The sequence below is a fragment of the Yoonia sp. genome (assembly GCF_030731595.1).
GTDB lineage: Bacteria > Pseudomonadota > Alphaproteobacteria > Rhodobacterales > Rhodobacteraceae > Yoonia.
Map to the genome: position 1 here is coordinate 136,356 of NZ_JANQTS010000082.1, position 13,614 is coordinate 149,969.

Genomic DNA, 13,614 nt, shown 5'->3' on the forward strand with positions numbered 1-13,614 from the left:
TTATGTAATAACATCCGGTTCTGTCCGACCGGTCAGCGCAGTCAGGTCCGACAGGATCATCGCCGCGCCGCGCACGTTCTCCAGCGCTTCTTCGGGCGACATCTGAAGCTTATCGGCGGCGGTTTCAAGCTGCTCCAGATACAGCCGGATCGTGGCGCCCGCGGTCCCTGTGCCGGACAGACGGAACACCGCACGCGCGTCACCTGCGAAGGCGATCCTGAGCCCTTGGCCCGTTGACCGCGACCCATCGACCGGATCGTCATAGGCAAATTCATCCGCCGCCTCGACCGTCAGACCGCTGACCTGCGTCCCTGCAAGTGTGGGCAGTTTGGCACGCAAGGCATCCATCATCGCGTTGGCCTTGTCGCTCTCGACCTCTTCGTAATCGTGGCGCGAATAATAGCAGCGCCCGTAGCTCGCCCAAAAATCCGCCATCAGTTCCGCAACCGATTTTCCTGTTTCGGCAAGAATGTTCAGCCAGAGCAGGACCGCCCAAAGCCCGTCTTTTTCGCGCACGTGATCCGAACCGGTTCCCGCACTTTCTTCACCACACAGCGTGGCTTTGCCCGCATCCAACAGGTTGCCAAAAAATTTCCAGCCTGTGGGGGTTTCATAACAGGCAATCCCCAGGCTGTCGGCGACACGGTCCACCGCGCGCGATGTGGGCATCGACCGCGCCACCCCTTTCAGCCCGTCCTTGTAGGCCGGCGCAAGATGGGCATGGGCGGTCAGCACTGCAAGACTGTCCGAAGGGGTGACGTAGGTGTTACGCCCCACGATCATGTTGCGGTCCCCGTCCCCGTCCGAGGCCGCGCCAAAATCGGGTGCCAAAGGCCCGTACATCGTATCCATCAGGTCTTTGGCCCAGATCGGATTGGGGTCAGGGTGACCACCACCGAAATCAGGGCTTGGCTTGCCGTTTACGACGGTGCCTTTGGCCGCACCCAGACGGCCTTCAAGGATCGCATGGGCGTAAGGGCCGGTGACCGCATGCATCGCGTCAAACCGCATGGTAAAACCACCCGCGAAAAGCGCGCGTATCTTGTCGAAATCAAACAGTGTTTGCATCAGTGCGGCATAATCGGCGACCGAGTCGACGACCTCGACCTCCATCCCTTCGTGGCGGCGCAGACCCAAGGTATCAATATCAACAGGCGTAGCCGCAGTGATCTTGTAAAGGTCGATGTCCCGGGTATTGGCAAAGATCTTGTCCGTCACGGTTTCCGTCGCAGGCCCGCCATTGGGCCCGTTGTACTTGAGACCAAAGTCGGCATCAGGACCGCCGGGGTTATGACTGGCTGACAGGATCAAGCCGCCATCCGCCTTGCGCTTGCGAATAAGGTGCGAGACAGCAGGCGTGGACATGATGCCGCCTTGCCCGACAATACAGCGCGCCGCCTCATTGGCCGCCGCCATGCGCAAAATCACCTGAATCGCGTCATCGTTAAAATAGCGGCCGTCCCCGCCAATCACGAGCACTTTGCCCCGCACGCCGCCAATCCCGTTAAAGGTGGACTGCACGTAGTTTTCCAGAAAATGGGGGCGTTTGAAAACGGATGTCTTCTTGCGCAACCCGCTGGTCCCGGGCTTTTGGCCCTCAATCGGGCTTGTCCGTACGATCTGCATGGGCATCGCTTTTCCTCCTCCTTGTGACTTTCAAACTGCGCAAGTGCTGCGCATTCCTTTACTTTTCGTGCGAGAACACGACGACGGCGTTTGCAGCAACCTGCATGCCCTGCGTGACCGCAATGGCATCCTCCTGACTGGTATCAAACCGGCGCACCCACTGTTCCCCAGCGGGTAATGCGGGCGGTGTGATCTCAAGTTCCGCCCCCCTGTTGAGAACCACAAGCAACGCCCCCTCGCGCTGCACATATTCCGGCGTACCCGAAGCCATGCGCATTTCGGCAATCAGCGTGCGCAGATCGGGGTTGTCCCAGTCTTCCTGCCGCATCGGTTCACCGTTCACCTGCCGCCAGAACAAATCCGGCTCTCCGTCCAGCAGGCGCTGGCGCGAATGCAAGAACCGTTTTTGCCGCAACAGCGGGTGCATCTTGCGAAAGGCGATGGCCTGCTGGCAGAAGGTAAAGAACGGGTCTTCTTCATCCGGCCATGTCACCCAGCCGATTTCATTGTCCTGACAATAGGCGTTGTTATTGCCGCCTTGCGAATTGCTCAGCTCATCCCCCGCAAGAATCATCGGCGTGCCTTGCGACAACATCAGAGTCGCCATCATGTTGCGTTTGCGCCGGATGCGCGCAGCAATAATTGCAGGATTATCCGTCGGCCCCTCGACACCCATATTGTCAGAGTAATTGTTGGAATGCCCGTCGCGGTTCCCTTCGCCATTGGCGAGGTTCTGTTTGTTCCAATAGCTGACTGTGTCATGCAACGTGAACCCGTCATGGGCCGTGAGGAAATTCAGCGATGACGTGGCAGACCGCCCCTCGTGGTCAAAGAATTGCGCCGATCCACTGATCCGCGCAGCCATATCCGCCACCTTGCCCCGATCCCCGCGCCAGAACTGTCGGGTCTGGTCGCGGTATTTGTCGTTCCATTCCGCAAAGGGTGCAGGATAGGCTCCCAACTGATACCCGCCGGGGCCGATGTCCCAAGGCTCTGCAATCAGTTTGACACTGTTCAAGACCGGGTCTTGGCCAATCGCGCGGAAAAACGGCCCGTCCCGTTCAAACCCGTACCGCGTGCGCCCCAAAGACGAGCACAGATCAAACCGGAACCCGTCCACATGCATCACCTCGACCCAATAGCGCAGGCTGTCCATGACAAGTCGGATGACAAAGGGGTTTTCGAAATCCAGCGTATTGCCGCAACCTGAATCGTCGATGTAATAGCGTGGATCATCCGCCAGACGGTAATAGCTCGCGTTATCAAGCCCGCGAAACATCAGCGTCGGCCCCATCTCGGAGCCTTCAGCGGTGTGGTTGTAGACGACATCAAGAATGACCTCGATGCCCGCGCTGTGAAACCGCTGCACCATCTGCTGAAACTCTGCAATATCAGAGCCTTGCATATAGCGCGGGTCGGGGGCAAAGAACCCATAGGTCATATAGCCCCAGTAATTCGTCAGCCCGCGATCCAGCAGGAATTTCTCGTTCAGAAAGGCTTGTACGGGCAGCAGTTCCACCGCTGTCACACCCAGATTGTTCAGATGTTCAAGGATCGGATCAGACGCCATGGCAAGATAGCTGCCAGCATTGGGAATATCCGCCCGCCCTGCTGTCAGCCCTTTGACATGGGCCTCGTAGATCACCGAGTTTTCAAGCGTGTGGCGCGGCCTGTCCGTATCGCTCCAGGCAAACGTCGGGTCAACAACGACGGATCGTGGCATGTAAGGCGCGCTATCGGCATTGTTAAAGCTCAGGTCCTTGTCCTTGTGACGCGGTTTGTAACTGAACAGCGCATCATTCCATTCTGGATGACCGGTCAGACGCTTGGCATAGGGGTCGATCAGCAACTTGTAAGGATTGAACCGATGGCCCTCTTCTGGCTTATAGGGTCCGTCCATGCGAAAGCCGTACTGCTGGCCTGCTTTCATCCCCGGGAAATAGCCATGCCAGACATGCCCTTCGCGTTCCGGCAGCCGTATCACCTGGTGTTCGTGGCCGTCCTCGTCGAACAGACACAACATCACCTTTGTGGCATGGCGCGAAAAGACTGCGAAATTGACCCCGCCTTCGTCAACCGTGGCGCCAAGCGGGGATGGCCGTCCGGGGCGAATTGCAAAGTTGGCAAGCGTCACTGTCAGGCCTCGGTCAAGGATGCATAGATCGCGTGGTAGTCAGCAGCGGATGTTTCCCACCCCACCGGCTGCTTCATCGCATTGCGCTGCATCGTTTTCCAGGTCTTTTGATCCGCATAAAGATCGCAAAGCCGCACGAAGGCATTGCCAAGCGCTTGGGTGGTCACCGGAAAGAACTGCACGCCCGTCGCAACACCGCTGGCCAATGATGCAGGTGATGCATTGATCACCGTATCGGCCAAGCCACCGGTCAGCGCCACCAGCGGCAGCGTGCCATAGCGCAACCCATATAGCTGGGTCAGACCACAAGGTTCGAACCGCGAAGGCACCAGAATGGCATCGCCACCCGCGACCATCTGGTGCGAAAGGGCTTCGTCATAACCGATCTTGACTGACACGTTTGGATGGCCTGCCGCCGCTTCATGCAGAGCCACTTCAAGGCGCGGATCGCCCGAACCCAAAAGCGCCAGTTGCCCGCCACGGTCCAAAAGCTCGGGCAAGGCACCTAGCAACAGATCAATGCCCTTTTGCTCGGTCAGGCGCGATACCAGCACGCACAGCGGCCCTTCGGATTGGCCCAGTCCGAATATCTTTTGCAGCGCTTTCTTGTTCGCGGCCTTTCCGGCAGCGCTCTTGTAAGGTGTGATGTCAGGGTCGGTTGCGGGGTTCCAGATGCCTTCGTCGATCCCGTTCACGATCCCGACCAGATCAGACTGGCGGTAGCGCAAGACACCATCCATCCCCATGCCGAACTCCGGCGTCAGCAATTCCTCTGCATAGGTCCGCGAAACCGTGGTGATCTTGGCCGCCCCTGTCAGCCCCGCTTTCAGCGCGGAAATCTGCCCCCAGAATTCGAAATGATCTGCGGTAAAGCGCGCGGGGTCCAACCGTAGGGCGCCCAGCCTGTCTGCGGGCAGATTGCCGTGAAAGGCGATGTTATGGATGGTAAAGACAAAAGGGACCGTCGCGCCCAGCGCCTGCATATATTCCGGCGTCAGCCCCGCTTGCCAGTCGTGGCCATGCACGATGTCCGGCCGCCAGCCACCGGCCCCCGATACTGCAATTGTGGCCGCGACATAACAAAGCGCCGCAAACCGTTCCGGATTGTCGGGCCAGTCACGGCCCGCCGCATCGACATAGATGCCACCGTCCCGATCATAAAGATGCGGCGCATCCAGCACCAAAAGATCAAGGCCCGCGACAGCGCAAGCCAGCAGTCTCGCAGGCCCGCCGAAAAGATCAGGGAATTTTTCAACCACCTTGGTCTTGCCCAGTTTACCCATGACAGCGCGGTAGCCCGGCAGCAATGTGCGCACCTCATCGCCATAGTCCGCCAATGCGCCGGGCAAGGCTCCGGCGACATCAGCCAGCCCCCCCGTTTTGATCAGGGGCGCACATTCGGACACGACAAAGAGGGTTTGCGTCATAGGCTGGCGGCTCGTTTGTTCAGCATATCTTGGGTAATCAGCGTCGTGCCGCGTTCGGTGACGCGGAACCACTTGGCATCCTCGGTGGGGTCCTCGCCCACGACAAGACCTTCGGGGATAACAGCGCCGCCATCAATCACCACCTGCCGCAACCGCGCAGAGCGATGCACGACGACACTTGGCAAAAGAACGGCATGATCCAGCACGGCGTAGGAATTGGTATGCACATTCGTGAACAGGACCGAATTACGCACTTCGGTGCCGGAAATAATGCAGCCACCCGAGACCATCGAAGAAATCGCCATCCCGCGCCTGTCGCGTTCATCATGGATGAATTTCGCAGGCGGGACGCTTTGATTATATGTCCAGATCGGCCAGTTGCGATCCCAAAGGTCCAGTTCCGGCGTAAAGTTGGTCAGATCAATATGCGCCTGCCAGAAGGCATCAACCGTTCCCACATCTTTCCAATAGGCCGGAGCCCCTTCGACGCGCACGCAGCTGTCATCAAAGCGGTGCGCCATCGCCTTGCCGTGTTTGACAATATCGGGGATCAGATCATTGCCGAAATCATTGCTCGAATTGGGGTTTTCCGCATCCCTTTGCAAAAGATCGCGTAGGAATTTCCAGTCAAAGACGTAAATCCCCATCGAGGCCAAAGCTTTGGTGGGATCTTCGGGCATCCCCGGCGGGTCGCTGGGCTTTTCCAGAAAGCTGGTAATCCGCCCGTCCTTGTCCGTGTCCATCACACCAAAGGCCGTGGCCTCCATCCGTGGGACAGTCAGGCACCCGACAGTGACATCGGCGCCCGATTCCACATGCTGGCGCAGCATGATTTCATAGTCCATCTTGTAGATGTGGTCGCCGGCAAGGATGATCACATAATCGACACCATAGCTGTCCACGATGTCGATATTCTGCGTGACCGCATCCGCCGTCCCTTTGTACCAGCTTTCCGTCCCGCCCCGCTGCGAGGCAGGCAGCACATCCAGAAATTCGTTGCGCTCTGCCCCGAAAAAGTTCCAGCCGCGTTGCACGTGGCGGATCAGGCTATGGGCCTTGTACTGAGTGGCGATCGCCATCTTGCGGATGCCGGAATTCAGCGCATTCGACAGGGCGAAATCAATGATCCGTCCTTTTCCGCCAAAGGGCACCGCAGGCTTCACGCGCCGGTCAGTCAGCTCTTGCAAGCGGCTCCCCCTGCCGCCCGCCAGCACGAAAACCATCGATCTTTGCGTCAGACGCTTTGTTGGCATTCTTGTTCCTCCATCCCTGTCCATCTTATCTTCTTTCCCGCAGCCGCAAGACCACGACCGACAATGGTGGCAAGGTCAGGGTGACGGATTGCGCATGACCATCAGCGGCCAGATCTGCAGCCTCTCCTCCACCCAGATTACCACGGTTTCCGCCGCCGTATATGGCGGCGTCTGTGTTCAGCACTTCCTCCCAGAAGCCTTGCTCCGGCACGCCAACCCGGAAATTCAGACGCTCCACCGGTGTAAAGTTGCAGACCACGACCACCGGCGCATCGCCTGCCGCGCCATAGCGAGCAAAGGCTATCGTTGATTGGGCTGGGTCATTGCTGAGCCACGCAAAGCCCTCTGGCAGGCAATCGTTGACATGCAGCGCGGGTGTGGCGCGATAAAGCGCGTTGAGGTCCCGCACCAATTGCTGCACGCCTTTGTTGGCGGGCTGCTCTGCGGCCCCCCAATTCAGTTCGGCATTATGGTTCCATTCTTCGGGCTGGGCGAATTCACAGCCCATAAACAGCAGTTTCTTGCCCGGATGCGCCCACATAAAGGCATAATAGGCGCGCAGATTGGCGAATTTTTCCCAGTCGGTCCCCGGCATCTTGTCGATCATCGACCCTTTGCCGTGGACGACCTCGTCATGGCTGATCGGCAGGATGAAATTCTCGGTAAAGGCCCAGTCAATCGGGAAGGTCATCAGGTGGTGGTCGTGCTGGCGATAGATCGGGTCTTTTTCCATGTAGCGCAGCGTATCGTTCATCCAGCCCATGTTCCACTTGTAGCCAAAGCCAAGCCCGCCCATGTGCACAGGCTGTGACACCGCAGGAAAAGACGTGCTTTCCTCCGCCACCGTCATGATGCTGGGGTCTGCACCGTAGACCGCAATGTTCATTTCCTGCAGAAAGGCAATCGCCTCGTAATTCTCGCGCCCGCCGTCCTTGTTGGGCACCCATTCGCCGTCGTTGCGCGAATAGTCGCGGTAAAGCATCGAGGCCACCGCATCGACGCGCAACCCGTCCAGATGGTATTCCTCCATCCAGTAAAGCGCATTGGCGACAAGGTAGTTTTTCACCTCGCGGCGCCCGTAATTATAGATCAGCGTGTTCCAGTCCTGATGAAACCCTTCACGCGGATCGGCATGTTCGTAAAGCGCTGTACCATCAAACTTTGCAAGCCCATGCGCATCGGTCGGAAAATGCCCCGGCACCCAATCCAGCAAGACGCCGATCTCTGCCGCATGCGCCGCCTCGACCAGATCGCGGAATTCATGGGGCGGACCGAACCGGATTGTGGGCGCGTAAAGCCCGACAGGCTGATAGCCCCATGAGCCGTCAAAGGGAAATTCGGAGACCGGCAGCAATTCGATATGGGTGAAGCCCATGAATTTGACATAGGACACCAGATCGCGCGCAAGCTCTTTATAGCTCAGCGGCCGCCCGCCATCGTCATAGCGCCGCCGCCATGAGCCCAGATGTACCTCGTAGATCGAGATGGGGCTGGCACGATCCGCACGCGCGGCACGCGCCTTCATCCAGCTTTCGTCTTTCCAGCCATACCCAAGGATATCGCGCACGATCGAGGCTTTTTCCGGCGGATGCTGCGATCCGAAGCCAAGCGGGTCGGCCTTGAGCGCCACATGGCCATCCGCCCCGACAATTTCGTATTTATAAAGTGCGCCCTCGCCAACCTGCGGCAGGAATACTTCCCAAACGCCGGTTTGACCGGCGCGGCGCATCGGATGCCGGCGCCCGTCCCAGTTGTTGAACCCGCCCACCACGCTCACCCGACGCGCATTTGGTGCCCAGACCGCAAAATGCACCCCGTCCACCTTTTGATGGGTGGTGACATGGGCGCCAAGCACGCGCCAAAGTTCTTTATGTGTGCCTTCACCTACAAGATATTCGTCGAATGCCGTCAGGACCGGATCAAAGGCAAAGGGATCATGGGTGGTAAAGTCAGCCCCGTCTGCGTAGCGCATGGTCAGTGTATAGGATTTTCCAGACACGGGGCCTGCAAAGACAGCGCCATGAACGCGCGGCAGTGCGGTCTGCTTTCCCGCAACCGTGGCGATGACCGCTACAGCATCAGGCTGGAATGTGACGATCCACCGGCGGTTGCCCACTTTGTGCGGACCCAGAACATCAAACGGGGCGTGATGGGTGCCGTTGTTGAGCGCCTCTACGTCATGAAACGACAGAAAGTCCGGCAACGGGTTTTGTCGAGATTGCCCGATGTTTTCTTGATCCATCCAAATGTTCCAAAACCCAGGACGTGGGGCCGCGCTGCCCCTTCATGCGAACCCAACTTGAACATGGGCAGATAGGTCCCGTCAACACGAAGACGCAAATGCACCGAATCCCTGTCTTTTTGGAAAGGACAGGTTTCAATTCTCTTATGTTTCGCGCGATCCCCTGCTAGCCAATAAATGTAGACGTTTTTTGAGTAGCAAGTATCATGTTTTATCACACAAACCGCTTTGCCAGTGCGGCAATAGCAACAGGCATCCTTTTTTTGTCAGCTTCAACCGTCAGTGCCAGTGAAATCGCACTGACCTTCGCGGACCATGACCTCACCATCTCCGGTGACTTCGCCGGTTTCGAAGATAACCAATATGTCGTGATCACCGACATCGGGGCCATCCATGTTCCGGCTGCGATGGTGACTTGCGCCGGGGCGGATTGCCGCGATGTCGTTCTGGCCTCACAGGCCAACGGCTAAAGGCTGACCGCCTGCCCGGTCCGCGCGCTTTCCTGCGCGGCCATACCCATCGCAACCGCCTTGGCCCCATCGGCCAAGGTGACCTCGACGGCGCCCTCGCCGCGCACCACCGCGTTGAACCGCTGGTGCTGGTAGAAGGTTGATCCATTGTGATCGCCCGCAGCCAGCAGCGTCGGATCAACCGGAATTTCCGACACAAACGGCCCCTTGGGTGCGCGTGGGCTGATGATCAGCTGTGGCACAGGTGGATCGCCCAAAAGCTGGGGCCAAAACCGTCCCGGGCCGGGCACCAGCGCTTCGATCTTGCCGTTTGGACCTACGGCGCTGATCTCTTCTTGATACTTCGACCCTTCCGCAAACATGCATAGTTCCAGCATGGCACGCGCCCCGTTGGCGAAATCCACAATGACATAGCCGTTGTCCCAGATATCAGGGGTCATCCCGTCATAGCTTTCGTCCATATGGTTCAGCGTCTGTCCCGCACTTGCCATCACACGGATAGGTTCGTCCTGCATGATCAACCGCATCAGATCAAAGAAATGGCAGCATTTCTCGACCAGTGTGCCGCCGGTTTTGGCATTGAACCGGTTCCAGTCCCCGACCTTCGGCAGAAACGGAAAGCGGTGCTCGCGGATCGTCAGCATCTTGACCCCGCCCGTCGCATGTTCGGCCTGTGCAATCAGTGCAGCCACAGGAGGCATATAGCGGTATTCCATCGCGACCCAGACAGGGTGCGGATAATCCGCAAAAAGCTTTTCCAGAACGGCTGCATCCGCCGGATCGGTATAAAGCGGCTTTTCGCACAGGATCGGCATCGGGCGCGTGGCCGCGATCTGCTGCAACTGTGGCACGTGCAGATAATTGGGGCTGACAATAACCACGGCATCAAGTGTTGGATAAGCAAGCAGGTCTTGCAGCGATGCCGCGACATGGGCATCCCCTGCAAGGGTCGCTGCGGCCTCTGCCAGTTCCGGAACAGGGTCATAAACCACCGACACGCGGCCCTGCGGCAGCAGATTGATATTAGAAATATGTTCGCGGGCCATCATGCCGCAGCCAATCAGGCCGTAGTTTACCGTATCCACGTTGTTTAACCTTTTCCCATACGCGAGATGTAAGTGGCGCGCTTGGCGTCATACCAAGTGCGCGAAAATTCGGCAGGGTGCTTGGCGGCGGTCCAGCTGACCCGCTCGATATACCCCACCGTATCCCCGGCGTTCAGATGGAACGCCGCAGGTGTCCAATCCGGCATCACAGCGACGCCAATGCGATCCTCGACAGAGGCAATCACCAGTCCCAATTCGTGGCGGTAGAAGTGATAAAGCGAATCCGACAGATCAGAGACCGCGATGACATCACGCTGCCCGCCATCCAGCCAGATTTCTTCCAAGGCGATCAGGATGCCGTCCAAAGACCGCAACCGCCGGATGCGATGCCCCTGTGGCGCGCCACCCAATTTCGCAAAAGTGTCAGGCTTGGGTAGCCGCTCTACCGACAGCACCTTGGCCGTGGGCAAACCGCCACCTTTCAACAGTTCCAGACGAAAGAAAGCATAGACGGAATCGACCGCTGGCCGGTGCCGCACATAATTGCCCGACCCTTGCACACGGTCCAAAAGCCCCTTGGCTTCGACGTCCGCCAGCGCCTTGCGCAATGTGCCGACCGCGACGCCCAGATCATCCGCCATATCCCGTTCAGGCGGCAAGCGCGACCCGTCCACCAGATGCCCGGCCGCAATCTCGCGGATCAGCATCTCGCTGAGCTGAATGAACTTCGGCAAGGTCGAGGTTTTCGCCATGGCGACCCCTCCCCTGGCTCACACATGAAAATTGATACACTATTGTTGCACACAAAATTGCGTGCTAGGCAAGTGCAAAGACAAGAGCCTGGGGAGGAGAATCAATGACCATCGTGCCCGTCACGAGCGCCGATCTGGACGCCGCTGAAGTCTCTTGGTTTTCCGCGCTCTGTTCTGATGACTACCAGTTCTTGGGCGTGCCCGACGGTGACCTGCGATCCTCATGGGAGCATTGCCGCGACATCGCACTGACCGCCGAAAAGCAGGGGTTCCGCAATATCCTCGCCCCTTCCTCTTACCAGGTCGGGCAAGACACGCTGTCGTTCGTCGCAGGCATGGCGCCGCTCACCGAAAAGATCAATTTCCTTGCTGCGATCCGCTGTGGCGAAGTGCAACCCATCATGTTGGCCCGCACCATTGCGACGCTGGATCACATGCTCAAAGGGCGGCTGACACTGAACGTGATCAGTTCCGATTTTCCAGGCGAAGTCGCCGAAAGCAGTTTCCGTTACAAGCGCAGCCACGAGGTTGTGGAAATCCTGCGCAAATGCTGGACCCAGGACGAGGTCAGCTATGACGGGGACATCTACCAGATCTCGAAACTGACCACCGATCCCGCGCGGCCCTATCAGCAAAATGGCGGCCCGCTTTTGTACTTCGGGGGCTATTCACCGGACGCGCTAGAGCTTTGCGGGGCGCAGTGTGATGTCTATCTGATGTGGCCCGAAACCACCGATATGCTGGAACAGCGGATGAAGGACGTGCATGCACGGGCCGCAGCGCATGGACGCACGCTGGACTACGGGTTGCGGGTCCATATGATCGTGCGCGACACCGAGGCCGAGGCCAAGGAATACGCCGATTACATCGCCTCCAAGCTGGATGACGAATACGGCAAACTGATCCGCGACCGCGCCCACGACAGCATCAGCCTTGGGGTAGCGCATCAATCGCGTGCGCGCGAACTGGCGGATAAATTCGGGTATACCGAACCCGGCCTCTGGACCGGTGTGGGGCGCGCCCGCTCTGGGTGCGGGGCCGCCCTTGTCGGGTCAACCGACCAGATCATGACCAAAATCGAGGCCTATCAAAAGATGGGCATCCGTGCTTTCATCTTCTCGGGCTACCCGCATATCGACGAGGCCGAACATTTTGGAACCCGCGTCATGCCGCACCTGAAGACCTGCTCGCTGCCACATGCCTACGGGCGTGTGCCAACCGAAACACCAGCTACGCCATTGGGCACAGGACCACGCCGCTAATGAACCGTATCAAGATCACAAATGACCTGTCTTTCAGCCGCATCGTCTATGGCATGTGGCGGCTGGGCGATGACAGCGACACCTCTGTCGCGCATGTCCAAGCCAAGATCGAAGCCTGCCTTGCGCAGGGGATCACGACAATGGATCAGGCGGACATCTACGGCGGATATGCGGCGGAAGAGGTTTTGGGGAACGCACTCAAAGCCGCGCCCGCGCTGAAAGACCAGATCGAGATCGTGACGAAATGCGATATCGTCGCGCCTGTGGGGCGCTATGCCAACGCGCGCGTGAAATACTATGACACCAGCCGCGCGCATATTCTGGCATCCGTCGATCATTCGCTGCGGCTGATGAACATCGACAAGATCGACACGCTGCTGGTGCACCGGCCCGACCCGATGATGGATCACCATGAAACCGGGGCTGCCTTGGACGAGGTTGTGGCCGCGGGCAAGGTGCGCTCTGTCGGTGTGTCCAACTTCAAACTGCATGACTGGACGCTGCTGCAATCGGCGATGAAAACACCGCTGATCACCAACCAGATCGAACTCTCGGTCACGGCACATCAGGGCTTTACCAATGGCGATGTGGCCTATCTGCAAGAACGCAATGTCCCCATCATGGCATGGTCGCCCTTGGGCGGAGGTAGCATGATGACCGGCACCGGCGCGGTGCAGGACGCCTTGGCAAAAGTCGCCGCGGAAAACGGCGTTGACCAAAGTGCCGTCGCCGTGGCTTGGCTGCTGGCCCATCCGGCCAATATCATGCCGGTGATGGGAACCAATAATATCAATCGGATCAAGGCGCTCTCTGACGCTTTGAAAGTCAAGATGGACCGGCAGACCTGGTTCGAACTCTATACCGCCGCACTCGGCAAAGAGGTACCATAATGGACGCAGGCACCATCGCGACATTCGACCCCAGCACCGACAGCGACAGCTTTCGCGGCGCACTTGGCACTTTCGTGACGGGCGTCACAGTCGTGACGACCGATAGCCCCGAAGGGCCGGTTGCCATCGTCGCCAACAGCTTTGCCAGCGTTTCGCTGGACCCGCCTTTGGTGCTCTGGTCGCCCGCGAAATCATCCAAGCGGTTTGAACATTTCGCAGGCTCGCGACGCTTTGCCGTGCATGTGCTGGCCGCTGATCAACGCGATATCTGTGCAGCGATCATCAAATCCAAAACCGCGATCAAGGACGTGCCGACCCATCTGTCCCATTGCGGCATGCCGATCATCGAAGGGGCGCTGGCCACTTTCGAATGTAACCTCGAAGCCACCCATGATGCGGGCGACCACGTGATCGTCGTGGGGCGCGTCACCAAAGCACACCACCGTGGCGGCGAACCACTGGTCTTTCACGCAGGCAAATACGGAGCCTTCACGGAACAATAATTTGCATTC

The 13,614-nt window shown here is 58.5% G+C and carries 11 protein-coding genes; 4 read left to right on the plus strand and 7 right to left on the minus strand.

Going from position 1 to position 13,614, the window contains the following annotated elements:
- Genes NWQ23_RS09555 through glgB form a run of 5 tightly spaced genes read right to left on the minus strand, consistent with a single transcriptional unit; the run spans position 1 to position 8,682 of the window.
- Positions 1 to 1,632, minus strand: a complete 1,632-nt coding sequence (locus NWQ23_RS09555; RefSeq protein ID WP_306166066.1) for an alpha-D-glucose phosphate-specific phosphoglucomutase — start codon at positions 1,630 to 1,632, stop codon at positions 1 to 3.
- A 52-nt stretch (positions 1,633 to 1,684) separates the two neighbouring features.
- The gene (gene glgX / locus NWQ23_RS09560) at positions 1,685 to 3,760 is read right to left on the minus strand and encodes a glycogen debranching protein GlgX (RefSeq protein WP_306166067.1); all 2,076 of its coding nucleotides are present in this window, start codon (positions 3,758 to 3,760) and stop codon (positions 1,685 to 1,687) included.
- 2 nt (positions 3,761 to 3,762) lie between these two features.
- Entirely contained in the window at positions 3,763 to 5,187 is a 1,425-nt protein-coding gene (glgA, locus tag NWQ23_RS09565) for a glycogen synthase GlgA (protein WP_306166068.1), read from the minus strand.
- Entirely contained in the window at positions 5,184 to 6,440 is a 1,257-nt protein-coding gene (gene glgC, locus NWQ23_RS09570; RefSeq protein ID WP_306166069.1) for a glucose-1-phosphate adenylyltransferase, read from the minus strand. Before glgC ends, glgA begins: the two co-directional genes overlap by 4 nt.
- 25 nt (positions 6,441 to 6,465) lie before the next feature.
- A complete protein-coding gene (gene glgB / locus NWQ23_RS09575) occupies positions 6,466 to 8,682 on the minus strand; it encodes a 1,4-alpha-glucan branching protein GlgB (protein ID WP_306166070.1) in 2,217 nt (738 codons plus the stop codon).
- A 206-nt stretch (positions 8,683 to 8,888) separates the two neighbouring features.
- Here glgB and NWQ23_RS09580 point away from each other — a divergent pair, with 206 nt between their 5' ends.
- The gene (locus NWQ23_RS09580; protein ID WP_306166071.1) at positions 8,889 to 9,152 is read left to right on the plus strand and encodes a hypothetical protein; all 264 of its coding nucleotides are present in this window, start codon (positions 8,889 to 8,891) and stop codon (positions 9,150 to 9,152) included.
- Here the strand turns inward: NWQ23_RS09580 and NWQ23_RS09585 are convergent.
- On the minus strand, positions 9,149 to 10,237 hold the full coding sequence (locus NWQ23_RS09585; protein ID WP_306166072.1) for a Gfo/Idh/MocA family protein: 1,089 nt from the start codon (positions 10,235 to 10,237) through the stop codon (positions 9,149 to 9,151). The genes NWQ23_RS09580 and NWQ23_RS09585 overlap by 4 nt on opposite strands.
- 5 nt (positions 10,238 to 10,242) lie before the next feature.
- Positions 10,243 to 10,950 carry a GntR family transcriptional regulator gene (locus NWQ23_RS09590; RefSeq protein WP_306166073.1) on the minus strand — a complete coding sequence of 236 codons (708 nt, stop codon included), beginning with the start codon at positions 10,948 to 10,950 and terminating at the stop codon, positions 10,243 to 10,245.
- Positions 10,951 to 11,054: 104 nt separating this feature from the next.
- On the opposite strand from NWQ23_RS09590, the gene NWQ23_RS09595 reads away from it, so the two are divergent.
- The 3 genes from NWQ23_RS09595 to NWQ23_RS09605 are packed head-to-tail and all read left to right on the plus strand — an operon-like array spanning position 11,055 to position 13,605.
- Positions 11,055 to 12,212, plus strand: a complete 1,158-nt coding sequence (locus NWQ23_RS09595; protein ID WP_306166074.1) for an LLM class flavin-dependent oxidoreductase — start codon at positions 11,055 to 11,057, stop codon at positions 12,210 to 12,212.
- Positions 12,212 to 13,102 carry an aldo/keto reductase family oxidoreductase gene (locus NWQ23_RS09600; protein ID WP_306166075.1) on the plus strand — a complete coding sequence of 297 codons (891 nt, stop codon included), beginning with the start codon at positions 12,212 to 12,214 and terminating at the stop codon, positions 13,100 to 13,102. The genes NWQ23_RS09595 and NWQ23_RS09600 overlap by 1 nt, the downstream gene beginning before the upstream one ends.
- Entirely contained in the window at positions 13,102 to 13,605 is a 504-nt protein-coding gene (locus tag NWQ23_RS09605) for a flavin reductase family protein (protein WP_306166076.1), read from the plus strand. Before NWQ23_RS09600 ends, NWQ23_RS09605 begins: the two co-directional genes overlap by 1 nt.
- The last annotated feature ends 9 nt before the right edge of the window (positions 13,606 to 13,614 follow it).

Coding starts and splice junctions, on each gene's coding strand:
- NWQ23_RS09580 (WP_306166071.1), top strand. CDS start 8,889: ATGTTTTATCACACAAACCGCTTTGCCAGTGCGGCAATAGCAACAGGC.
- NWQ23_RS09555 (WP_306166066.1), bottom strand. CDS start 1,632: ATGCCCATGCAGATCGTACGGACAAGCCCGATTGAGGGCCAAAAGCCC.
- NWQ23_RS09590 (WP_306166073.1), bottom strand. CDS start 10,950: ATGGCGAAAACCTCGACCTTGCCGAAGTTCATTCAGCTCAGCGAGATG.
- glgA (WP_306166068.1), bottom strand. CDS start 5,187: ATGACGCAAACCCTCTTTGTCGTGTCCGAATGTGCGCCCCTGATCAAA.
- NWQ23_RS09605 (WP_306166076.1), top strand. CDS start 13,102: ATGGACGCAGGCACCATCGCGACATTCGACCCCAGCACCGACAGCGAC.
- glgB (WP_306166070.1), bottom strand. CDS start 8,682: ATGGATCAAGAAAACATCGGGCAATCTCGACAAAACCCGTTGCCGGAC.
- NWQ23_RS09595 (WP_306166074.1), top strand. CDS start 11,055: ATGACCATCGTGCCCGTCACGAGCGCCGATCTGGACGCCGCTGAAGTC.
- glgC (WP_306166069.1), bottom strand. CDS start 6,440: ATGCCAACAAAGCGTCTGACGCAAAGATCGATGGTTTTCGTGCTGGCG.
- NWQ23_RS09600 (WP_306166075.1), top strand. CDS start 12,212: ATGAACCGTATCAAGATCACAAATGACCTGTCTTTCAGCCGCATCGTC.